Below are 17,774 nucleotides of genomic sequence, written 5' to 3'. Positions count from 1 at the left end.
TTCCTCCAGAAGCGGCTATTTGACCGGAAAACAGTTACGTTATTATGACAGAAGCAACTTGGTGACGACTACAGATAAAGCACTATACTTGGCCACTGAGGTTTTTAATGCGGGCGACAAAGGTCAGTCGCTTTAAATACTCTTATCTGCAGTCATTGACACGTTTCTGTTGTCACAACCCTGTCACCATACTAAGGGAGTACCGATCATGAAAAAAGTTGCAGTCATTCTATCAGGATGCGGCGTTTACGATGGTTCCGAAATTTATGAGTCCGTATTGACACTGCTGGCACTGGAGCAGGGTGGTGCCCGCTATCAGTGTATGGCCCCCAACATTGATCAGATGCATGTCATCGATCACCGCAGCGGTGAGGTGATGGCGGGGCAGCAGCGTAATGTGCTCACCGAAGCGGCACGACTGGCGCGGGGAGAGATTATCGACCTGGCGGATGCCAACCCTGCTGACTACGACGCACTGATTATTCCCGGCGGTTTTGGCGCGGCAAAAAATCTCAGTAATTTCGCGGTAGCCGGGGCTACAGCCGTAGTCACCCCCGGGGTGATCAGCTTTACTCAGGCGATTCATGCAGCGGGTAAACCGGTTGGCCTGATCTGCATCGCGCCAACGATGACGCCTCTGCTATTTGGCAAGGGGGCGATCTGCACCATAGGCAATGACAAAGAGGTCGCGGCAGCAATTGAGGAGATGGGCGGTCAGCATCAGGAATGCGATTGCAGCCACATAATAGTTGATGACACCCGCAAGATTGTAACAACTCCGGCTTATATGTTAGCTGGCAGTATCAGTGAAGCGGCCAGCGGCATTAATAAACTTGTTGATAAGGTGCTGCAACTTTGCTGATCGCTGTTATTATTAGGCTCAATAATTAAAACAACATGATAGTGAGTAGTACTATGCCATCAGTGAAGTTTGCCTGTTATTTCAGTCCGCCTGAGGCGCAAAGGTTTAACTGATGGCCCGCTCACTACCACTGCGAATCAGCCTGATTATTACAGCGATCTCTGCAGCCCTGACGCTGATTATATTACTGGTCAGTTCTTTCCTGATCGGCGAACTCAATCTGAACCAACTCAATCATCTGCCACTTAATCGCCTGGCGATGCTGGCCGTTGCCTTTTTAGTGCTGCTACCGCCGGTGTTCATCCTGTCCCGCATACTGGCAGGCAGACTGCTGCGCCCCTTGCAGACACTGACAGAAAAAACCCGCAGCTACAGCACCGACGGTTCACCGGTCAGTTTTTTACTGGACTCTGATGATGAGTTTGCCGAACTCGGGCAAGCCCTGCAGGAGATGCAGGAGAATCTCAGCGACAGCCATGCCAAACTGGAGCTGATGGCGTTCCGTGACCCTCTGACCGGGCTGTCTAACCGTCGCGGACTGCATCAGGAACTGAGCAAGCTGATCCTGTGGGCACGCCAGCAGGAGAGTCGGATTGCACTACTATACATCGATCTGGACCACTTTAAGCAGATCAATGATTCCTCCAGCCATGCCTATGGCGACCAGATACTGAGGGAGATCGCCCAACGACTGCTGCAGGTGGTAAAACAACAAACCCGGCACAGCCAGTTACCCTTTCCGGAAGAACTCTTACTGTCACGTCCCGGCGGCGATCAGTTTATCATCATGCTTCCCGACATCGGGCAGGTAGAGCAGGCGGGTCAACTCAGCCACCACATTATCGAGGCGATACAGCAGCCCTTCCAGGTCAGCGACAGGTATTTTAAACTCTCCTGCAGTATCGGTATTACGCTCTATCCCGATGATGCCAACAGCGCCGAACGGATGTTAAAGCACGCCGACATTGCCATGTATGAGGCCAAACGCTCAGGACGCAACCGGTCCCGTTACTTTCTTCCCGCCATGCACCGTCAGGTAGAAGAGAGAGTCATGATCCAGCAGGGCATCAGCACTGCAATCGCTGAAAACCAGCTCTATATTGAGTATCAGCCGATCGTCCATATGAAGAAAAAACGGGTGGTCGGGGCGGAGGCACTACTGCGCTGGCATCACCCCAAACGGGGCCGCCTGGGACCGGAAACCTTTATCCCAATTATTGAAGAGTCGGATCAGATTGGCGCACTGACCGTCTGGATTATTGAAACGGTTGCCGCGGAACTCAGACAACTTCCCAGCCAGAAGGAGCCCTCCAAACTATCGATCAATATCTCCTCTGCCATTCTGAATAAACCGGAACTGGCACAACAGGTCAACGATGCCCTGCTCAGGGTAGACGCCCCCGACCACCGGATCTGCCTGGAGATCACTGAAACCAGCCTGATGAAAGATATCGATAACACCCTGCCGCTGCTGCTCCGGTGGAAAGACGCAGGCTACAGCATCTGGATCGATGACTTTGGTACCGGCTACTCCTCCCTCAGCTATCTCGCCCGGCTGCCCATCGATGGCGTTAAAATTGACCGTAGCTTCATCCGTGATTTTGACAACTCTAAACCGGTCATCGAGGCAATAATTGCCCTCGCAGACACCATGAATCTGCTCACCGTATCAGAAGGTGTCGAGCAGGCAGAGCAACAGCAGTCGCTGCTGCGCCTGGGATGTGACTTCGCGCAGGGGTATCTCTATTCAGAACCCTTATCGATCAGTCTGCTAACAGATAAACTGGAACAACAGCTACTCAGGGAGTCCCGTCAGACGCTTAAATTCAAGCCCCGCAGCAAAACCAAACTGCCTTTTTAGAAGCGCATCACAACGCTCGGAATGTGACGATTGCTACCCGTTTTGTGGATCGTTTGATGGCAGAATTGACCTGTATCACTTTAGTGACACTTACCTGAAAACAGACGTAGTTTCCTGCGTGACAAGCCTATATTGTGCAGTCTGATCTCTGATCAACCTCGGAAGTAGAAGGATGAAATACTTAACCGCTATGTATATCTCTCTCAGTGAATCGTTGGGTATCTATACACTAGACCAACTCTACGAGCTGTTCACTCATAAGCATCACAGCATGCCAATATCCCGACACCGGGCCACTATCATACAGAGCCGGGTATTTTTCTTCTGCGCGATTTTCGCAGTGCTGGTGCCAACCTGGTCGCTGATCGACCTGCTGTTCCTGCCAGGAAAGCTATGGGGCGAACTGCTGCTGATTCGCTTGCTCTCCAGCGCAGCGTTTATCCTGCTCGCCTGGCAGGCGCGCAAAGAGGCAAGCCTGCTTCGCGCGCGGTTACTGCTAGCCGGCATGCTATCGGTAACACCGCTGTTCTATCTGGTCTCCGATCACTGGCTGCAATCCTATGAACTGAGTGGCACAGAACAGGTCGTTGCCGAGCTCTATGCGCTGCTGCCCTTTGTGATGATTGCCGGTCTGACCCTGTTCCCATTAACCCTGCGAGAGCTGCTGGCTTATGCCACCCCGATGCTGACCGTCGTGGTAATAGCGGTGATTCCACAGGCCAAAGCTGATATTCCGCAGGCCGTTTCCACAATCTGGTTGTTCTCACTGATTCTGGGGGTTGCGATGTTTGCCTCCCTTAACCAGCTGCGCTACATGCTCTCCCAGGTTAACCGTGCCAGTTATGATGTGCTTACCGGACTGCTGACCCGCAGAGCCGGAATAGAGATGCTTGATCTGCAGTTTCGTCTGACAACCATGAGTGAAAGCCATCTGTCGATTCTCTATCTCGATCTGGATCACTTCAAAACAGTGAACGACGTCTACGGCCATGATGCGGGTGATGTGGTGCTGAAAACAGCCGCACAGCAACTCTGCGCAACGGTGCGTAAAGGAGACAGCGTCATCCGCTGGGGGGGTGAGGAGTTTATCGTTATTCTGCCGACCGCCACACCGGACGAAGCCAACGATGTCATTAACAGAATTATGGTAGCAGGACTGGGACTGCGCCCGGACAACACACCGGTCACTGCCAGCATCGGCGTGGCCGAAATTCAGGCCGATGCAGCGAAAGACTGGAAAGCGCTGATTGAGCTGGCGGACCATCGCATGTACACCGCCAAAACCGGTGGCCGGGCAAGGAGTATGGGTATCAATGACACGCAACTGTTGTGGCCAGAAAACAGTAGTACAGAGACTGCTCAGAGCACTGAGATACTCCACCAGCAGTCGGTCGTTAACATCGACTAATTAATCCACGGGAAAAGGAATCAGTTCCCTGACCACCTGGCTGCACAGATTCCGCAGCCAGAGACTACCCGGGTCCTGATCGACCGCTTTGGGCCACACCAGATAGTAATCGATGTCATTCGATTCGAAGGGTAGCGGCTTAATTGTCAGTCCAAAGCGCTCGGCATACTGAGAGGCCAGCAACCCGCTGGAGCTGAACAGCAGCTGGGTCCGCCCCACCGCTTCCAGCGCAGCCATAAAATAGGGGGTGCGCAGCGCAAACTTTTTTTCCTGTGCCAGCTTCCCCAGGGAATCATTCCCGAGTAACTTCGTCCCCCCTCCCAGGCTAACCAGTACATGGGAATATGACAGATACTCGGCAATGCTGACCCGTTCCTGCATCGCCAGCGGGTGATCCTGCGCCATAATCAACACATACTTTTCCCGTCCCAGCAACTGACGCTTAAAATGATGCGGCACCTGAATAAAATTACTGCACAAAATCACATCACACTGCTGCCCCGGAGCTTCCAGTAAACTGGATTCGGAAACAGTGGTGGTGTCCAGAGAGGCGTTAGGCGCTTGCTGATAAAAACGCTCAGCAATACTGGGGCCATACGCCTGGGCCTGATAATGGGTGGTTTGCAGACGGAAGGTACGCTCACTCAGGTGTGGCACGAACTGCGGTTCTGCTATCAGGCTGGACATCTGCTCCAGCATCTGTCGCACCGGCAGTTCCAGCGCCAGCGCTTTAGAGGTGGGAATCATGCCCCGGGCGGTACGCACAAACAGCGGATCATCAAACCCTTCACGCAGCCGGGTCAATACCCGGCTCATCGCCGACTGACTGATAAACAGACGGTCTGCCGCGCGGCCGACATTGCGCTCTTCTAGCAGATAGATCAGGCCAGTCAGACTCTTAATATCCAGTTGCTGAAACTGACCCGACAACTTAATACTGCTCATCTGATCCTCACTCTCTTGTCATCCCTATCAAGTATTACCCGATTTATGCATAAAGCTATGAACTATTATGCATTGGAAACAGGACAGAATAAACGCCATGCTTCAGACTCTGTTTTTTTATTGTCGAGAGCTGCAATGACACTGGATCGTCGCCGATTTTTATATGGCCTGTTTTTCTGCTGCGTCACCCTGATGTTCTGGGGGATGCTCCCCATTGCCCTGAAACTTTCGACCGGATTTATCGATCCGGTCACCTTTACCTGGCTGCGATTTACCTTTGCCGGTGTGGTGATGGTCATCTGGCAGGCCAAACGGAGCAAATTGTCAGAGTTCCGCAACCTGTCGGCAACCAACTTTATCCGGCTCATGGTGGCCGGGACGATGCTGATCGTAAACTACACCTTTATGGTGTGGGGACTGAGCTATCTTCACCCCGGTGCGGCACAACTCAGCTTTCAGTTAGCGCCGCTGTTTCTCACCCTGGGAGGCTGGTGGTTTCTGAAGGAGCGGGTGTTCTGGCAGCACTGGGCCTGTTTTGCCCTGATGGCAACGGGGATGCTGCTGTTTTTTCATCCGGCGATTGAGAGCAGCACCGGGCTGACCGGTATCGGCTTTCTGATTATTCAGGTGTCAGCACTGGGCTGGACCGCTTATGCGCTGCTGCAAAAGTCGTTGTTCAGGGTGCTGTCGCCCTCCAATATTCTGCTTAGCATCTACCTCTATGCACTGGTGGTCATGCTGCCCTTTAGCCATCCGGCGTCTTTGCTGGAGCTGGATACTCAGGACCGCTGGGTCACGTTGTTCTGCTGCGTGAACACACTGGTCGCTTACGGATCATTTGCCCAGGCGATGCGTTACTGGCAAACCGTGCAGGTGAGTGCCTGCATCGCCATGGCCCCGGTTGTCACCTTTATTCTGACTGAGCTCTGTGTCAGCTTAACGCTGTTCAACGGGGTCATCTTTTCCGCTGATGCCGATCGGTTAAGTCTGCTGGGGATGGCTCTGGTGATCATTGCGGCTATCACCGTGCAACTGATCAGCCCGGTACTGGAAAAACGCCGGATAAAGGCGCTGCACACGCTATCGGTTGTGACAGATCGCTAACGACAAAGACTCTGTACCGCGACTGAGACTGATGATCGCCCGGTGCCGGATCAGCTGAAAGCCCGGAAATACTCAGCGAAGATTCTCAGTACAGGCAGCGATTACAGATCGATAGGAATCGCGGTTTCATTTTTAATCTCGCGCAAGGCAAAATTGGATTTCACCTGACTTACCCCCGGCAGGCTGAAGATTTTTTCATTCAAAAAACGGTCATAGGCAGCCATGTTCTGAATGATTACCCGCAGAACATAATCGGTATCTCCGGTTACGGCATAACACTGCAAGACTTCCGGGTAGCCCTGTACAGCCTTATGAAACTCAACAGCATGATCCTCCTGATGACGGATCAGAGTGACCATTATCAACACGCAGAGGTCATAGCCCAGGGCCTCAGGGTCAACCAGCGCCGTATACTTTTTCAGTACTCCTCTCTCATCCAGAGCCTTCACCCGACGCCAGCAGGCGGCAGAGGAGAGACCAACTTTGTCCGCCAGTTGCTGATTAGAGATACGGCCATCTTCCTGCAGGGTGGCCATAATATGACGATCATAACGATCGAGGGTTTCAGCCATACTCTCACCTATCCACCAAAAAACGAAATATTATCCATATAAAGCACAATAAATATAAAGATTCTTTCTTATTACACGTGAATAACCAATCAGTTTGCAAGCACCTTTCGTAAAAAAAACCATACACTTTGCTGCATCAGGTGGGGCCATTTATTCAGATCAGTAGATACGCCTCACCGCATAACAATAACAACGATGACTAAGGTGTCTGGTATGAACCATTACGATCGGAGTCCGGATCAGGGCAATACTGATCCGACCACTATCGGGGCGGCCCTTGCCGATGATGCGGCGACGCAGGATTTAGACAGTTATACCCTCGATGACCGCTATCTGCGCAAGACCGGGCGCGTTTTCCTGACCGGAACCCAGGCACTGGTTCGTCTGCCAATGATGCAACGGGAGCTGGACCGCAAGAATAATCTCAATACCGCAGGCTTTATCAGTGGCTACCGTGGTTCACCCTTAGGCGGCTATGACCAGGCCTTGTGGCAGGCCAAAAAACTGCTGCAGGCGCAGAACATAGACTTTATCCCGGCGGTGAATGAAGAGCTGGGCGCCACACTGGTGCTGGGAACCCAGCAGGTTGAAACCGCTGCAGATAAGAATGTCGATGGCGTGTTTGCCATCTGGTACGGCAAAGGCCCCGGGGTTGACCGCGCCGCAGATGCGTTAAAGCATGGCAACGCCTTTGGCAGCTCGCCTCGTGGTGGTGTGCTGGTCGTCGCAGGGGATGATCACGGCTGCGTTTCCTCCAGCATGCCGCACCAGTCTGATGTAGCATTCATGTCGTTCTTTATGCCGATCATTAATCCGGCCAGCATTGCAGAGTATTTCGAATTCGGCCTCTGGGGCATTGCGCTATCCCGCTTCAGCGGCACCTGGGTCGGATTCAAGGCAATTTCAGAAACCGTCGAGAGTGCCGCCTCGGTCGACATTGCTGAGTTGCCGCAATTTACCATTCCACAGGATTACACTGCGCCAGAAGATGGTCTGCACTATCGCTGGCCGGATCTGCCCGGCCCACAGATGGAAACCCGGATTGAGAAGAAGCTTGAAGCGGTGGCGGCATTTGCCCGTGCTAACCCGCTGGACCGCTGCCTGTATAACCTCAGGCAGGCCCGCATGGGTATCGTCACCACCGGTAAAGCGCACCTTGATCTGATGGCTGCACTGGAGATGCTGGGGCTTAGTGAAACGAAGCTGCGCGCTCTGGGTATTGATATCTATAAAGTCGGCCTGGTCTGGCCACTGGAAAAGCATGGCGCTATGGACTTCATCCGCGGTAAGGAAGAGGTTCTGGTGATTGAAGAGAAGCGCGGCATTATCGAAAGCCAGATCAAGGAACACCTGTCAGCCCCCGATGAGACCATTAAAGTCCGGATCATCGGCAAACATGACGAACAGGGCAGACCTCTGGTGCCTTATGTCGGCGAACTTGGTCCGAACATGCTGGCTAAAGTGGTGGCTGACCGAATCACCCTGCTGCTGGGTGAGAATTTCCGCGAACAACTGGCAGAGATCGGCCTCCGTGGCAGTAGTGTATGTGATCCACAGGGGGTACGCCGCTTACCCTACTTCTGCTCCGGCTGCCCGCACAACACCTCCACTAAAGTGCCGCAAGGCAGCAAGGCTCAGGCCGGCATCGGCTGTCATGTGATGGCGACCTGGATGGGACGGCAGACCGAATCACTGACGCAGATGGGCGGTGAAGGGGTAAACTGGGTGTCGAAGTCGCGCTACCTGGACAACACACATATCTTCCAGAATCTGGGCGAGGGGACTTACTTCCATTCCGGCACACTGGCGATCCGTCAGTCGGTCGCTGCCCACACCCATATTACTTACAAAATTCTGTTTAATGATGCGGTCGCCATGACCGGCGGTCAGCCGGTTGATGGAGTCATTAGCGTACCGGCCATTGCCAGGCAGGTGCATGCCGAGGGTGTGCAACGTATTGCCATTGTCAGCGATGAACCGGAAAAATACAGCGACAAGAGTATCTTCCCGTCGGTGGCAACCTTCCACGATCGTCTGGAGCTGGATGTTGTACAGCGTGAACTGCGGGAAATAGCGGGAGTAACGGTACTGATCTACGATCAGACCTGCGCCGCCGAAAAACGTCGCCGACGTAAACGGGGCCAGTTCCCTGACCCGCAGAAGCGCATCTTTATCAACCACAATGTCTGCGAGGGCTGTGGTGATTGTTCAGCGCAGTCTAACTGTCTTTCCGTGGTTCCCCGTGAAACGGAACAGGGACGTAAACGCCGTATCGATCAGTCCTCCTGTAACAAAGATTTCTCCTGTGTCGAGGGATTCTGCCCGAGCTTTGTCACCATTGAGGGTGGCACACTGCGCAAAGGCGCTGGCGTCACCACCGGTGAAGCCTTCCAGCAAAAGATTGCCAGTCTGCCACTGCCGCAACAGGCACCGCTGACAGGCTGCTACAACCTGCTGGTTGGCGGTGTCGGGGGGACCGGTATCGTCACCATCGGAGCACTTATCACCATGGCCGCCCATCTGGAATCCAAAGGTGCAACAGTACTTGATTTTATGGGGTTTGCGCAGAAAGGCGGCACCGTACTGAGTTATGTCCGTCTGGCTCCAGAACCGGATGCCATCCACCAGGTGCGGATTGAAACCGGTCAGGCCGATGCGATGATCGCCTGCGATATGGTGGTGGCGACGACCGATAAAGCACTCACCGTCTTGCGTAAGGATCATAGCCGTGCAGTCCTCAATCTGGCCGAGATTGCCACCGCGGACAACGTGCTCTACCGGGATGCGGATATGGAATCCACCCGCCGGACACGTATCCTCAACGAAGCGCTGGGCGATGATCGTCTCGCGTCTCTGGATGCCAACCGCCTCGCGGAAGCGCTGCTGGGCGATACTGTTTTCTCCAATGTGATGATGCTGGGCTTCGCCTGGCAGCAGGGCCTGGTGCCGGTTTCACTGACGGCGCTGCAAACAGCCATAGAGATGAACGGCGTAGCGATTGAAAAAAACCAGAGCGCATTTAACTGGGGTCGCCTGGCGGCGGTGGATCCGGCATTTGTCAGCCAGAGTGCCGGCGGACACACACCGGCACCCGAGCGGACACTGCAGCAAAAAATTGAACGCAATGCAGAGTTTCTCAGTCGCTACCAGGATAGCGCTTATGCCGGGCGCTACCGGTCACTGGTGAAGCAGATTGCGGAAGCGGAACAATCCCTGGCCGTTAACAGCACCGAACTCACCGGACAAGTAGCCACACAGCTGTTCCGCCTGATGGCGTACAAAGATGAATACGAAGTCGCACGTCTTTATACCGGGACAGACTTCCTACAAGAGGTCGCCCAGACGTTTACTGGCGATTACCGTATTAAATTTAATATGGCGCCGCCACTACTGGCGCGTAAGCGTGATAGCCAGGGACGCCCGAAGAAGATGCAGTTTGGCCCCTGGGTTCTGAAAGGTCTGCGTATGCTGGCTAAGATGCGTCGTCTGCGGGGTACCCCTCTGGATCTGTTCGGTTACAACCCAGAACGCAAGCTGGAACGGCAGTTACGCGACGACTATATCACCCTGATCAACGATCTCAGCAGCTCGCTCACCCGGGATAACCTCGCGACGGCCATTGAACTGGCGGCCGTGCCTGCAGAGGTCCGCGGCTTCGGACCGGTCAAGGAAAAGGCGGTCAGAGAAGCACAGGCGCGGTCTCAGTCCCTGCAGCAACAACTCAACCAGAACCGGGTTTAACCCGGTCGGGAACAGGTCAGGAGATCACTATGTTTGAACAGCTAAAACCCGTGCCACAGGACCCGATTCTGTCGCTGCTGGCGGACTACAGAGCCGATACACACCCCCATAAGCTCGATCTCGGCATCGGCGTTTATAAGGATGAGCAGGGAAATACACCAATCATGCGGGCGGTTAAAGAAGCGGAACACCGTTTACTAACGACCGAGAAAAGTAAAAGCTACACCACTCCGGCCGGTACCGATGAATACAACCAACTGGCGAGAGCACTGGTGTTTGGCGCAGACCATGCTGCGCTCAGAGATCAGCGTGTCGTCTCAGCGCAAACCCCGGGAGGCTGCGGAGCACTGCGAATGGGGGCCGAATTTCTCCACGGTTGCAACCAGAAGAGCCGCGTCTGGGTGAGTCTGCCAACCTGGGCTAACCACGCCCCACTACTGGCGGGAGCGGGCCTGGAGATCGTCGAATATCCCTATTATGACTACGCCACCCATGGCATTCAGTTTGAAGCGATGCTAGAGGCGCTGGAACAGGCCAGCGCCGGGGACTTTGTCCTCCTGCATGGCTGCTGCCATAACCCCAGCGGGGCTGACCTGAACCGGGAACAGTGGCACGCGGTGGCCGATCTGATGGCGCGTAAAGGGCTGATCCCTTTTGTCGATATGGCATATCAGGGGCTGGGTAATGGTCTCGATCAGGATGCCTTCGGTGTGCGCATGTTGGCGGAACGTTTTCCGGAGATGCTGGTAGCGACCTCCTGCTCGAAAAACGTCGGTCTCTACCGTGAACGAACCGGCACCCTGTTTATTGTCGCCGCCAACCGTGCTGAAGCGCAAACCGCAGGCAGCCAGCTGTTCAGTAAAATCCGCAGCCACTACTCGATGCCGCCGGCCCATGGCGCTGCCATTGTGGAAACCATCCTGGCTGATGCAGGCCTGACGGCATCCTGGGAGTACGAACTGGCAGCGATGCGGGAGCGGATTCAGGGGCTGCGTCAGCAGTTGGTTGCCGCGATTGCAGCGTCCGGTATCGATGGCGACTTCGCCTTTATCCAACAGCAGTTTGGCATGTTTTCCTTTCTCGGAATCACTCCACTACAGGTAGAACAGCTACGTCAGGACTACAGCATCTACATGATCAACTCCAGTCGTATGAATATTGCCGGGCTGAATCAGGGCAGCATGGATTACTTTGTCTCGGCCCTGACTGAGGTGTTAAGCGCCCGCTAGAAGCGACCGGTCAGGCCAACAGTTGTTGCCAACCACTGATCAACAAAAAAGCCCGGTAACAGATTCTGCTACCGGGCTTTTTGTTGTTTCAGCTAGCGGCTGGGCTGATATCAGAGGCGCACCTCAATACCCCGCTCCCGCATATACTGCTTGGCTTCAGGGATGCTGTATTCATTGAAGTGGAAAATCGATGCTGCCAGCACCGCGTCCGCCTTTCCTTCAATACAGCCAGCTACCAGATGATCCAGGTTGCCAACACCGCCAGAAGCGATAACCGGCACATTAACCGCTTCACTGATCGCCCGGGTGACGCCAAGATCGTAGCCGTTTTTCACGCCATCCTGATCCATAGAGGTCAGCAGAATCTCGCCAGCCCCCAGCTTCACCATCTTCTTCGCCCACTCAACCGCATCGATACCGGTTGGCTTGCGACCACCGTGAGTAAAGATCTCCCAGCGGTCCGTTTCGCCTGGCTGAGACACCTTCTTAGCGTCAATCGCCACGACAATACACTGCGAACCAAACCGCTCCGCCGCTTCACGCACAAAGTCAGGGTTAAATACCGCAGCACTGTTGATCGATACTTTATCGGCACCGGCATTGAGCATGGTACGGATATCCTCACAGGTGCGAATTCCCCCACCCACGGTCAGCGGTATAAACACCTGCGATGCCATCCGCTCCACGGTATGCACCATGGTATCGCGGCCTTCATGGGTCGCGGTGATATCGAGAAAGGTGATCTCATCCGCACCCTGTTCGTCGTAACGCTTGGCCACCTCGACTGGATCACCAGCATCGCGGATATCGACAAACTGCACCCCTTTCACAACGCGGCCGTTTTCAACATCCAGACAGGGGATAATACGTTTTGCCAGTGCCATGGTTTTTACCTATAAGAACTCATATAAAACATTAGACCGGAACCCCTGACAGGGATTCCGGCGTTGCTCTGCGGGTCAGGGCTTACCATTCCAGTTGAGGAAGTTTTTCAGCAACTGCAGCCCCACCGTATGGCTTTTTTCCGGGTGAAACTGTGTCGCAAATACATTATCCCGGGCGATCGCCACATCGAAATCAACCCCATAGTGGCAGTTACCCGCCACCCGCTGTTTCTCTACTGCATCAACATAATAGCTATGGACAAAGTAGAAGCGACTACCATCGTCAATGCCCTGCCACAGGGGGTGATCAAAGCGCTGATGGACTTCGTTCCAACCCATATGCGGCACCTTGAGGCGCTCACCATCGGTCTCTTTCAGATCATCGCCGAAGAAGCGCACAGTTCCCTCAAAATGGCCCAGACAGTCAACACCACCATTCTCTTCAGAACGTTGCATCAATGCCTGATACCCCACGCAGATCCCCAGAAACGGCTTGCCGGAGGCGATCGCCTCAGCCACCTCTTTATCCACACCCAGACGGCGAATCTCCGCCATACAGTCGCGAATTGCGCCAACACCCGGCAGCAATACCCGGTCAGCACTACGTACTTTTTCAGGATCAGCGGTCACCATCACCTCGACGCCGGGCATCACATGCTCCAGCGCTTTAGCCACCGAGTGCAGATTCCCCATGCCATAATCGATAACGGCCACACTGCTCATTTACAGCGTTCCCTTAGTCGAAGGCATCTGATCAGCCGCGCGCTGATCAATGGTCAGCGCACCGCGCAGCGCCCGGCCAAACGCTTTAAAGATCGTCTCCGCCTGGTGGTGGGCATTAAAGCCTTTGAGGTTATCGATATGCAGCGTCACCCCGGCGTGATTAACAAAGCCCTGGAAAAACTCCCAGAACAGCTGAGTATCAAAACGCCCGATACTGGCGCGGGTAAACTCGACATTCATATCCAGCCCTGGACGGCCGGAAAAGTCGATCACCACGCGGGACAACGCCTCATCCAGCGGACAATAGGCATGACCAAAACGCAGAATACCCTTTCTGTCACCCACGGCCTGTGCGAACGCCTGGCCCAGGGTAATACCAATATCTTCCACCGTGTGGTGATCATCGATATGGTTATCCCCTTTCGCCACGATATCCATGTCGATCAGGCCATGACGGGCAATCTGATCCAGCATGTGTTCAAGAAAAGGCACGCCGGTATCAGCATTCAGCTTACCGCTGCCATCCAGATTCACAGAAGCAGTGATCTGGGTTTCCAGGGTGTTACGGGTGACGGAGGCTTTCCGTTCAGCCATGATCTTCTCCGCGATGGGTTAACAACAGTTGGTACAAACATTCAAAAAAATAAGCCGCCATTATACAACCAATAGAGCGTCAATGCGTAGCACCAGGCAGGATTAAGCTCACTAAAAGCCGAATGCAACTGACTGATTTCATGTGCGGTTAATCTAGGGTCTGTAAAATCGTTCTGCTACTATGCTGTTATAACTCTTGTTTACCGAGAGATCTGTTTTGCCGAGAGATGGTTCAAGGAGAAATCATGAAAACGTTTTTAAAGGTTTTTGGTGGCCTGGTTGCCCTGCTGCTGATCGTCATCGTTGCAGGCGGAGTCCTGCTGGGGATGTTCTTCGATCCGAATGAATATAAACCAGAAATCAAAAAACTGGCGCTTGAGAAGGGCGGCGTACAGCTGGAGATCGATGGCGATCTGGGCTGGTCTGTATTCCCCTGGCTGGGTATCGAAATCAACCAGATCAAGGTCAGCTACCCCGGCAAGCCGCAGCTGGCCGAGCTGAATCAGGCCCAGGTATCCGTTGAACTGCCGGCACTGCTGTCCGGTAACGTCAAAATGAGCAGCATCCTGCTGGATGGTCTGACGCTGAATCTTGAAAAGAACAAAGATGGCAGCACCAACTGGGCCGTCTCCGGTGCCGGTCAGCAAGCATCGGGAACCGTTGAAACCCCAACACCCAACGCTGCAGAAGCCTCAGGTGGCGCCGCGATCGCCCTGGATATAGAAAGCATCGCCATCACCAACGGTAATATCAGCTATGTCGATGCGGCCGCTGGCAGCAAGGTGTTGCTGAAAAACTTCACTATGACCTCCGGTAAAGTCACCACCGGTGCATTCTTCCCGGCAGAGCTGAGCTTCCAGGCGGAACAGTACCAGGCCGATCAGAAACAGATGACGGTCGATGCCGCACTCAAAGCGCAATTTTTCCTCGACCTGGCAAATCAGCAATACCAGATCAAAGGGCTGGAAAGCACTCTGGGCCTGACCGGCGCGCCATTTAACGGTAAAACCGTCAACGTCAAACTCGATGCCGACATTTCAAGTGATCTGAATAAAGAAACGGCCACCCTGTCAGATTTGAGCCTCAGTGCTGCAAACCTTATCGCCAGTGGCGATGTAACCGTCACCAGTTTCAGCAAACCGGTTATCACAGGCAACCTGAAAGTCGCTCAATTCAGCCTGCAGGAGCTACTGTCATCGTTGGGTCAGCCGGCTATCGAAACCACCGATCCGGATGTTCTCAAAGCGATCAGCTTTAATGCAGAACTGGGTGGTGCACCAAACACCCTGGGACTAAACAAGATGAGCCTGAAACTGGATGACACCAGCTTCAACGGCAACCTTGCAATGAACCTGGCCACCGGCTCTATCGCATTCAACCTGAAAGGCGATGAGCTCGATGCCGACCGCTATCTGCCACCGGCAAAAGAGCAACCTGCACAGGCCTCTGCGGCGGGCTCTGACAAGTCTGCTGGCTATTCAAAAGAACCCGTGGTTCCGGTTGAGCTCCTGAAAGGGCTGGATCTGGATGTTGATCTGGGACTGAAGAAGCTGCTGATCAACGGCCTCACCCTGAGCAATCTGGAGCTGGACACCAGCGCCCATGGCGGTCTGGTCAATATGAGCAAGATCAACGCCGATATGTACAGCGGCACCCTGCGCAACTCAGTGGTGATCGATGTACGCAAATCACCGACCCGTTTCCACGTTAAGAAAAACATCAAAGGGATCCAGATCGGCGATCTGCTGAAAGATATGGCAGATACCGACCGCCTCACCGGGACGTTCAACACCCAGACCGATATAACCGCACAGGGCGAATCGGTATACGCCATTGTTAACAGCCTCAACGGTAATTCCAATGTCACCATGCCCGATGGCACCGTCAAAGGGATCGATATCGCCCAGACCATCTGTCAGGGCTTTAACAACGTTGCCGCACTGGGCGTTAATGCTGAACAGGTGGACCGTTCCACCCCGTTTGCCGATCTCAGCAGTAACTTCAAATTCACCAACGGTGTGGTCAGCAACAACGACCTGATTACCAAGCTGGATGCGATTACCCTGCGCGGTAAAGGCAAGGTCAGTCTGCCCGCGCAGAACCTGGATTATCGTCTCGGTCTGACCATCGAAGAAAATCTGTTCAAGAAAACCTGTGCCGTGAACAACAACCTGGAAGGGGTTGAGTGGCCGGTTAACTGTAAAGGCAGTTTTGATACTGAGCCGGCTAAACTCTGTCGCCCGGATGCCAGCGTGCTGAAAGAGCTGCTGAAACAGAAAGCGAAAAAACAGCTGGAAGGCAAGCTGATGGATAAACTCGGTGGCGGCGAAGGCAGCAAAACCGAAGATGCGAAGAAACTGTTGAAAGGACTGTTCGGTAACTAATTTGATGACACCTGAACAATTCGCTAACGCCGTGCTGGTCTGGTTTGACCAGCATGGCCGTCACGACCTGCCCTGGCAGGCGCAGAAAACCGCCTACTTTACCTGGCTCTCTGAAATTATGTTGCAGCAGACCCAGGTAACCACGGTGATCCCCTATTTTGAACGCTTTCGCCAGCAATTCCCCACTGTCGATGATCTGGCAGCCGCTGATCAGGATGAGGTGCTGCATCTGTGGACTGGGCTGGGCTATTACGCCCGCGCCCGCAATCTGCATAAAACCGCCAAAATCGTCAGTCAGGATTTCGGCGGCCAGTTTCCCGAAACCGTTGCCGAGCTGGAGCAGCTGCCCGGTATCGGCCGTTCCACAGCGGGTGCAATTCTGTCGATCTCCACCGGCAAGCGGGCGGCGATTCTCGATGGCAATGTGAAACGGGTGCTGGCCCGTTACTATGCCATCGATGGCTGGCCCGGCACCACCGAGAACATCAAACAACTGTGGCACTACGCCGAGCAAAACACTCCCAGCGAACGGGTCGCCGATTACACTCAGGCGATGATGGATATGGGCGCCACCCTCTGCACCCGCAGCAAACCTGCGTGTCTGCTCTGTCCGCTGCAACAGGGGTGTGAAGCTTATCGGCAGGGCCGTGCCAACGAACTGCCTGAGTCCAAACCGAAAAAAGTTATCCCGGTAAAACAGACCCTGATGCTATTGATTGAAGATAACGAAGGTCAGATACTGCTGCGTCAGCGTCCCCCAACCGGTATCTGGGGCGGTCTGTGGAGCCTGCCGGAAACCTCCGACCTGCGTGATGCCGAACAGGAAACCGGCCTGCCAGTCGATGCTGACAGCGCCACACCGCTGGAACCGCTGCGACACACCTTCAGCCATTTCCATCTGGACATCACCCCGGTAAAAATCGCCCTGCGTGAAGCCAGTCTGGAGAGCGAACCCCGCAAAGCCCTTACAAACCGTGTCATGGAACAGCCCGCCACTCTCTGGTATAACTTACGCCAGCCACAGAAGATCGGTCTGGCCGCCCCGGTGAAAAAGCTGCTGGGCAAACTGAAGTAGTCGCCAAAAACCGGTCTGAGCGTAACCGAGCAGAATAACGTTGGAGAATAAGATGACCCGCACCGTCATGTGCCGCAAGTACAAAGAGGAACTCGAAGGTCTGGATAAGCCCCCCTATCCGGGCGCTAAAGGCCAGGAGATCTTTGATACCATTTCGAAAAAAGCCTGGACCGAGTGGACCGCCCACCAAACCATGCTGATCAACGAAAAACACCTGAGCCTGATGGACCCCTCTACCCGCGAATTCCTGCAGCAGGAGATGCAGAAATTTATGGATGGCGAAGACTACGAAAAAGCCGAAGGCTACGTACCCCCGCCAAAATAAGAGATTTAACTTGTAGGAGCGGCGTCCCGCCGCGATAGGGCAACGAATAATAATCATCGCCGCGAGG

The 17,774-nt window shown here is 54.1% G+C and carries 14 protein-coding genes; 9 read left to right on the top strand and 5 right to left on the bottom strand.

Features of this window, described 5'->3' with window-relative positions; translation table 11 throughout:
* Positions 1–208 precede the first annotated feature (208 nt).
* From elbB to BMY09_RS04530, 3 genes are all read left to right on the top strand, one after another.
* A complete protein-coding gene (gene elbB, locus BMY09_RS04540) occupies positions 209–862 on the top strand; it encodes an isoprenoid biosynthesis glyoxalase ElbB (protein WP_217647393.1) in 654 nt (217 codons plus the stop codon).
* Positions 863–974: 112 nt separating this feature from the next.
* Positions 975–2,723 carry a putative bifunctional diguanylate cyclase/phosphodiesterase gene (locus BMY09_RS04535; RefSeq protein ID WP_091354595.1) on the top strand — a complete coding sequence of 583 codons (1,749 nt, stop codon included), beginning with the start codon at positions 975–977 and terminating at the stop codon, positions 2,721–2,723.
* A 172-nt stretch (positions 2,724–2,895) separates the two neighbouring features.
* Positions 2,896–4,131, top strand: a complete 1,236-nt coding sequence (locus tag BMY09_RS04530; RefSeq protein WP_091354592.1) for a GGDEF domain-containing protein — start codon at positions 2,896–2,898, stop codon at positions 4,129–4,131.
* Here BMY09_RS04530 and BMY09_RS04525 read toward each other — a convergent pair whose 3' ends face one another.
* Positions 4,132–5,076, bottom strand: a complete 945-nt coding sequence (locus BMY09_RS04525) for a LysR family transcriptional regulator (RefSeq protein ID WP_091354589.1) — start codon at positions 5,074–5,076, stop codon at positions 4,132–4,134.
* Between the two features lie 135 nt (positions 5,077–5,211).
* Here BMY09_RS04525 and BMY09_RS04520 point away from each other — a divergent pair, with 135 nt between their 5' ends.
* Positions 5,212–6,180, top strand: a complete 969-nt coding sequence (locus tag BMY09_RS04520; RefSeq protein WP_091354586.1) for a DMT family transporter — start codon at positions 5,212–5,214, stop codon at positions 6,178–6,180.
* A 101-nt stretch (positions 6,181–6,281) separates the two neighbouring features.
* On the opposite strand, the gene BMY09_RS04515 is transcribed toward BMY09_RS04520, so the two are convergent.
* Positions 6,282–6,752, bottom strand: a complete 471-nt coding sequence (locus BMY09_RS04515) for an Lrp/AsnC family transcriptional regulator (protein ID WP_091354583.1) — start codon at positions 6,750–6,752, stop codon at positions 6,282–6,284.
* A 213-nt stretch (positions 6,753–6,965) separates the two neighbouring features.
* Here BMY09_RS04515 and BMY09_RS04510 point away from each other — a divergent pair, with 213 nt between their 5' ends.
* Positions 6,966–10,493, top strand: coding sequence for an indolepyruvate ferredoxin oxidoreductase family protein (locus BMY09_RS04510; protein ID WP_091354580.1), 3,528 nt, complete (start codon positions 6,966–6,968; stop codon positions 10,491–10,493).
* 29 nt (positions 10,494–10,522) lie between these two features.
* Positions 10,523–11,722: an amino acid aminotransferase gene (locus tag BMY09_RS04505; protein ID WP_091354577.1), complete on the top strand. Its 1,200-nt coding sequence runs from the start codon at positions 10,523–10,525 to the stop codon at positions 11,720–11,722.
* 110 nt (positions 11,723–11,832) lie between these two features.
* On the opposite strand, the gene hisF is transcribed toward BMY09_RS04505, so the two are convergent.
* From hisF to hisB, 3 genes are all read right to left on the bottom strand, one after another.
* Entirely contained in the window at positions 11,833–12,606 is a 774-nt protein-coding gene (gene hisF / locus BMY09_RS04500; RefSeq protein WP_091354576.1) for an imidazole glycerol phosphate synthase subunit HisF, read from the bottom strand.
* A 75-nt stretch (positions 12,607–12,681) separates the two neighbouring features.
* Positions 12,682–13,329 (bottom strand): imidazole glycerol phosphate synthase subunit HisH, encoded by a 648-nt coding sequence (gene hisH, locus BMY09_RS04495; protein WP_091354574.1) that lies wholly within the window; start codon positions 13,327–13,329, stop codon positions 12,682–12,684.
* Complete coding sequence (hisB, locus tag BMY09_RS04490; protein ID WP_091354572.1) at positions 13,330–13,923, bottom strand: imidazoleglycerol-phosphate dehydratase HisB; 594 nt, start codon at positions 13,921–13,923, stop codon at positions 13,330–13,332.
* A 245-nt stretch (positions 13,924–14,168) separates the two neighbouring features.
* Between hisB and BMY09_RS04485 the strand changes: the two genes are divergently transcribed.
* Genes BMY09_RS04485 through BMY09_RS04475 form a run of 3 tightly spaced genes read left to right on the top strand, consistent with a single transcriptional unit; the run spans position 14,169 to position 17,707 of the window.
* Positions 14,169–16,307 carry an AsmA family protein gene (locus BMY09_RS04485; protein ID WP_091354570.1) on the top strand — a complete coding sequence of 713 codons (2,139 nt, stop codon included), beginning with the start codon at positions 14,169–14,171 and terminating at the stop codon, positions 16,305–16,307.
* 4 nt (positions 16,308–16,311) lie between these two features.
* Positions 16,312–17,382: an A/G-specific adenine glycosylase gene (mutY, locus tag BMY09_RS04480; protein WP_091354567.1), complete on the top strand. Its 1,071-nt coding sequence runs from the start codon at positions 16,312–16,314 to the stop codon at positions 17,380–17,382.
* Positions 17,383–17,434: 52 nt separating this feature from the next.
* Positions 17,435–17,707 carry an oxidative damage protection protein gene (locus BMY09_RS04475; RefSeq protein ID WP_091354565.1) on the top strand — a complete coding sequence of 91 codons (273 nt, stop codon included), beginning with the start codon at positions 17,435–17,437 and terminating at the stop codon, positions 17,705–17,707.
* Positions 17,708–17,774: the final 67 nt, after the last annotated feature.

The organism is Amphritea atlantica (assembly GCF_900111095.1).
Classification (GTDB): domain Bacteria; phylum Pseudomonadota; class Gammaproteobacteria; order Pseudomonadales; family Balneatricaceae; genus Amphritea; species Amphritea atlantica.
This window is presented reverse-complemented; position numbering and strand designations above follow the sequence as displayed.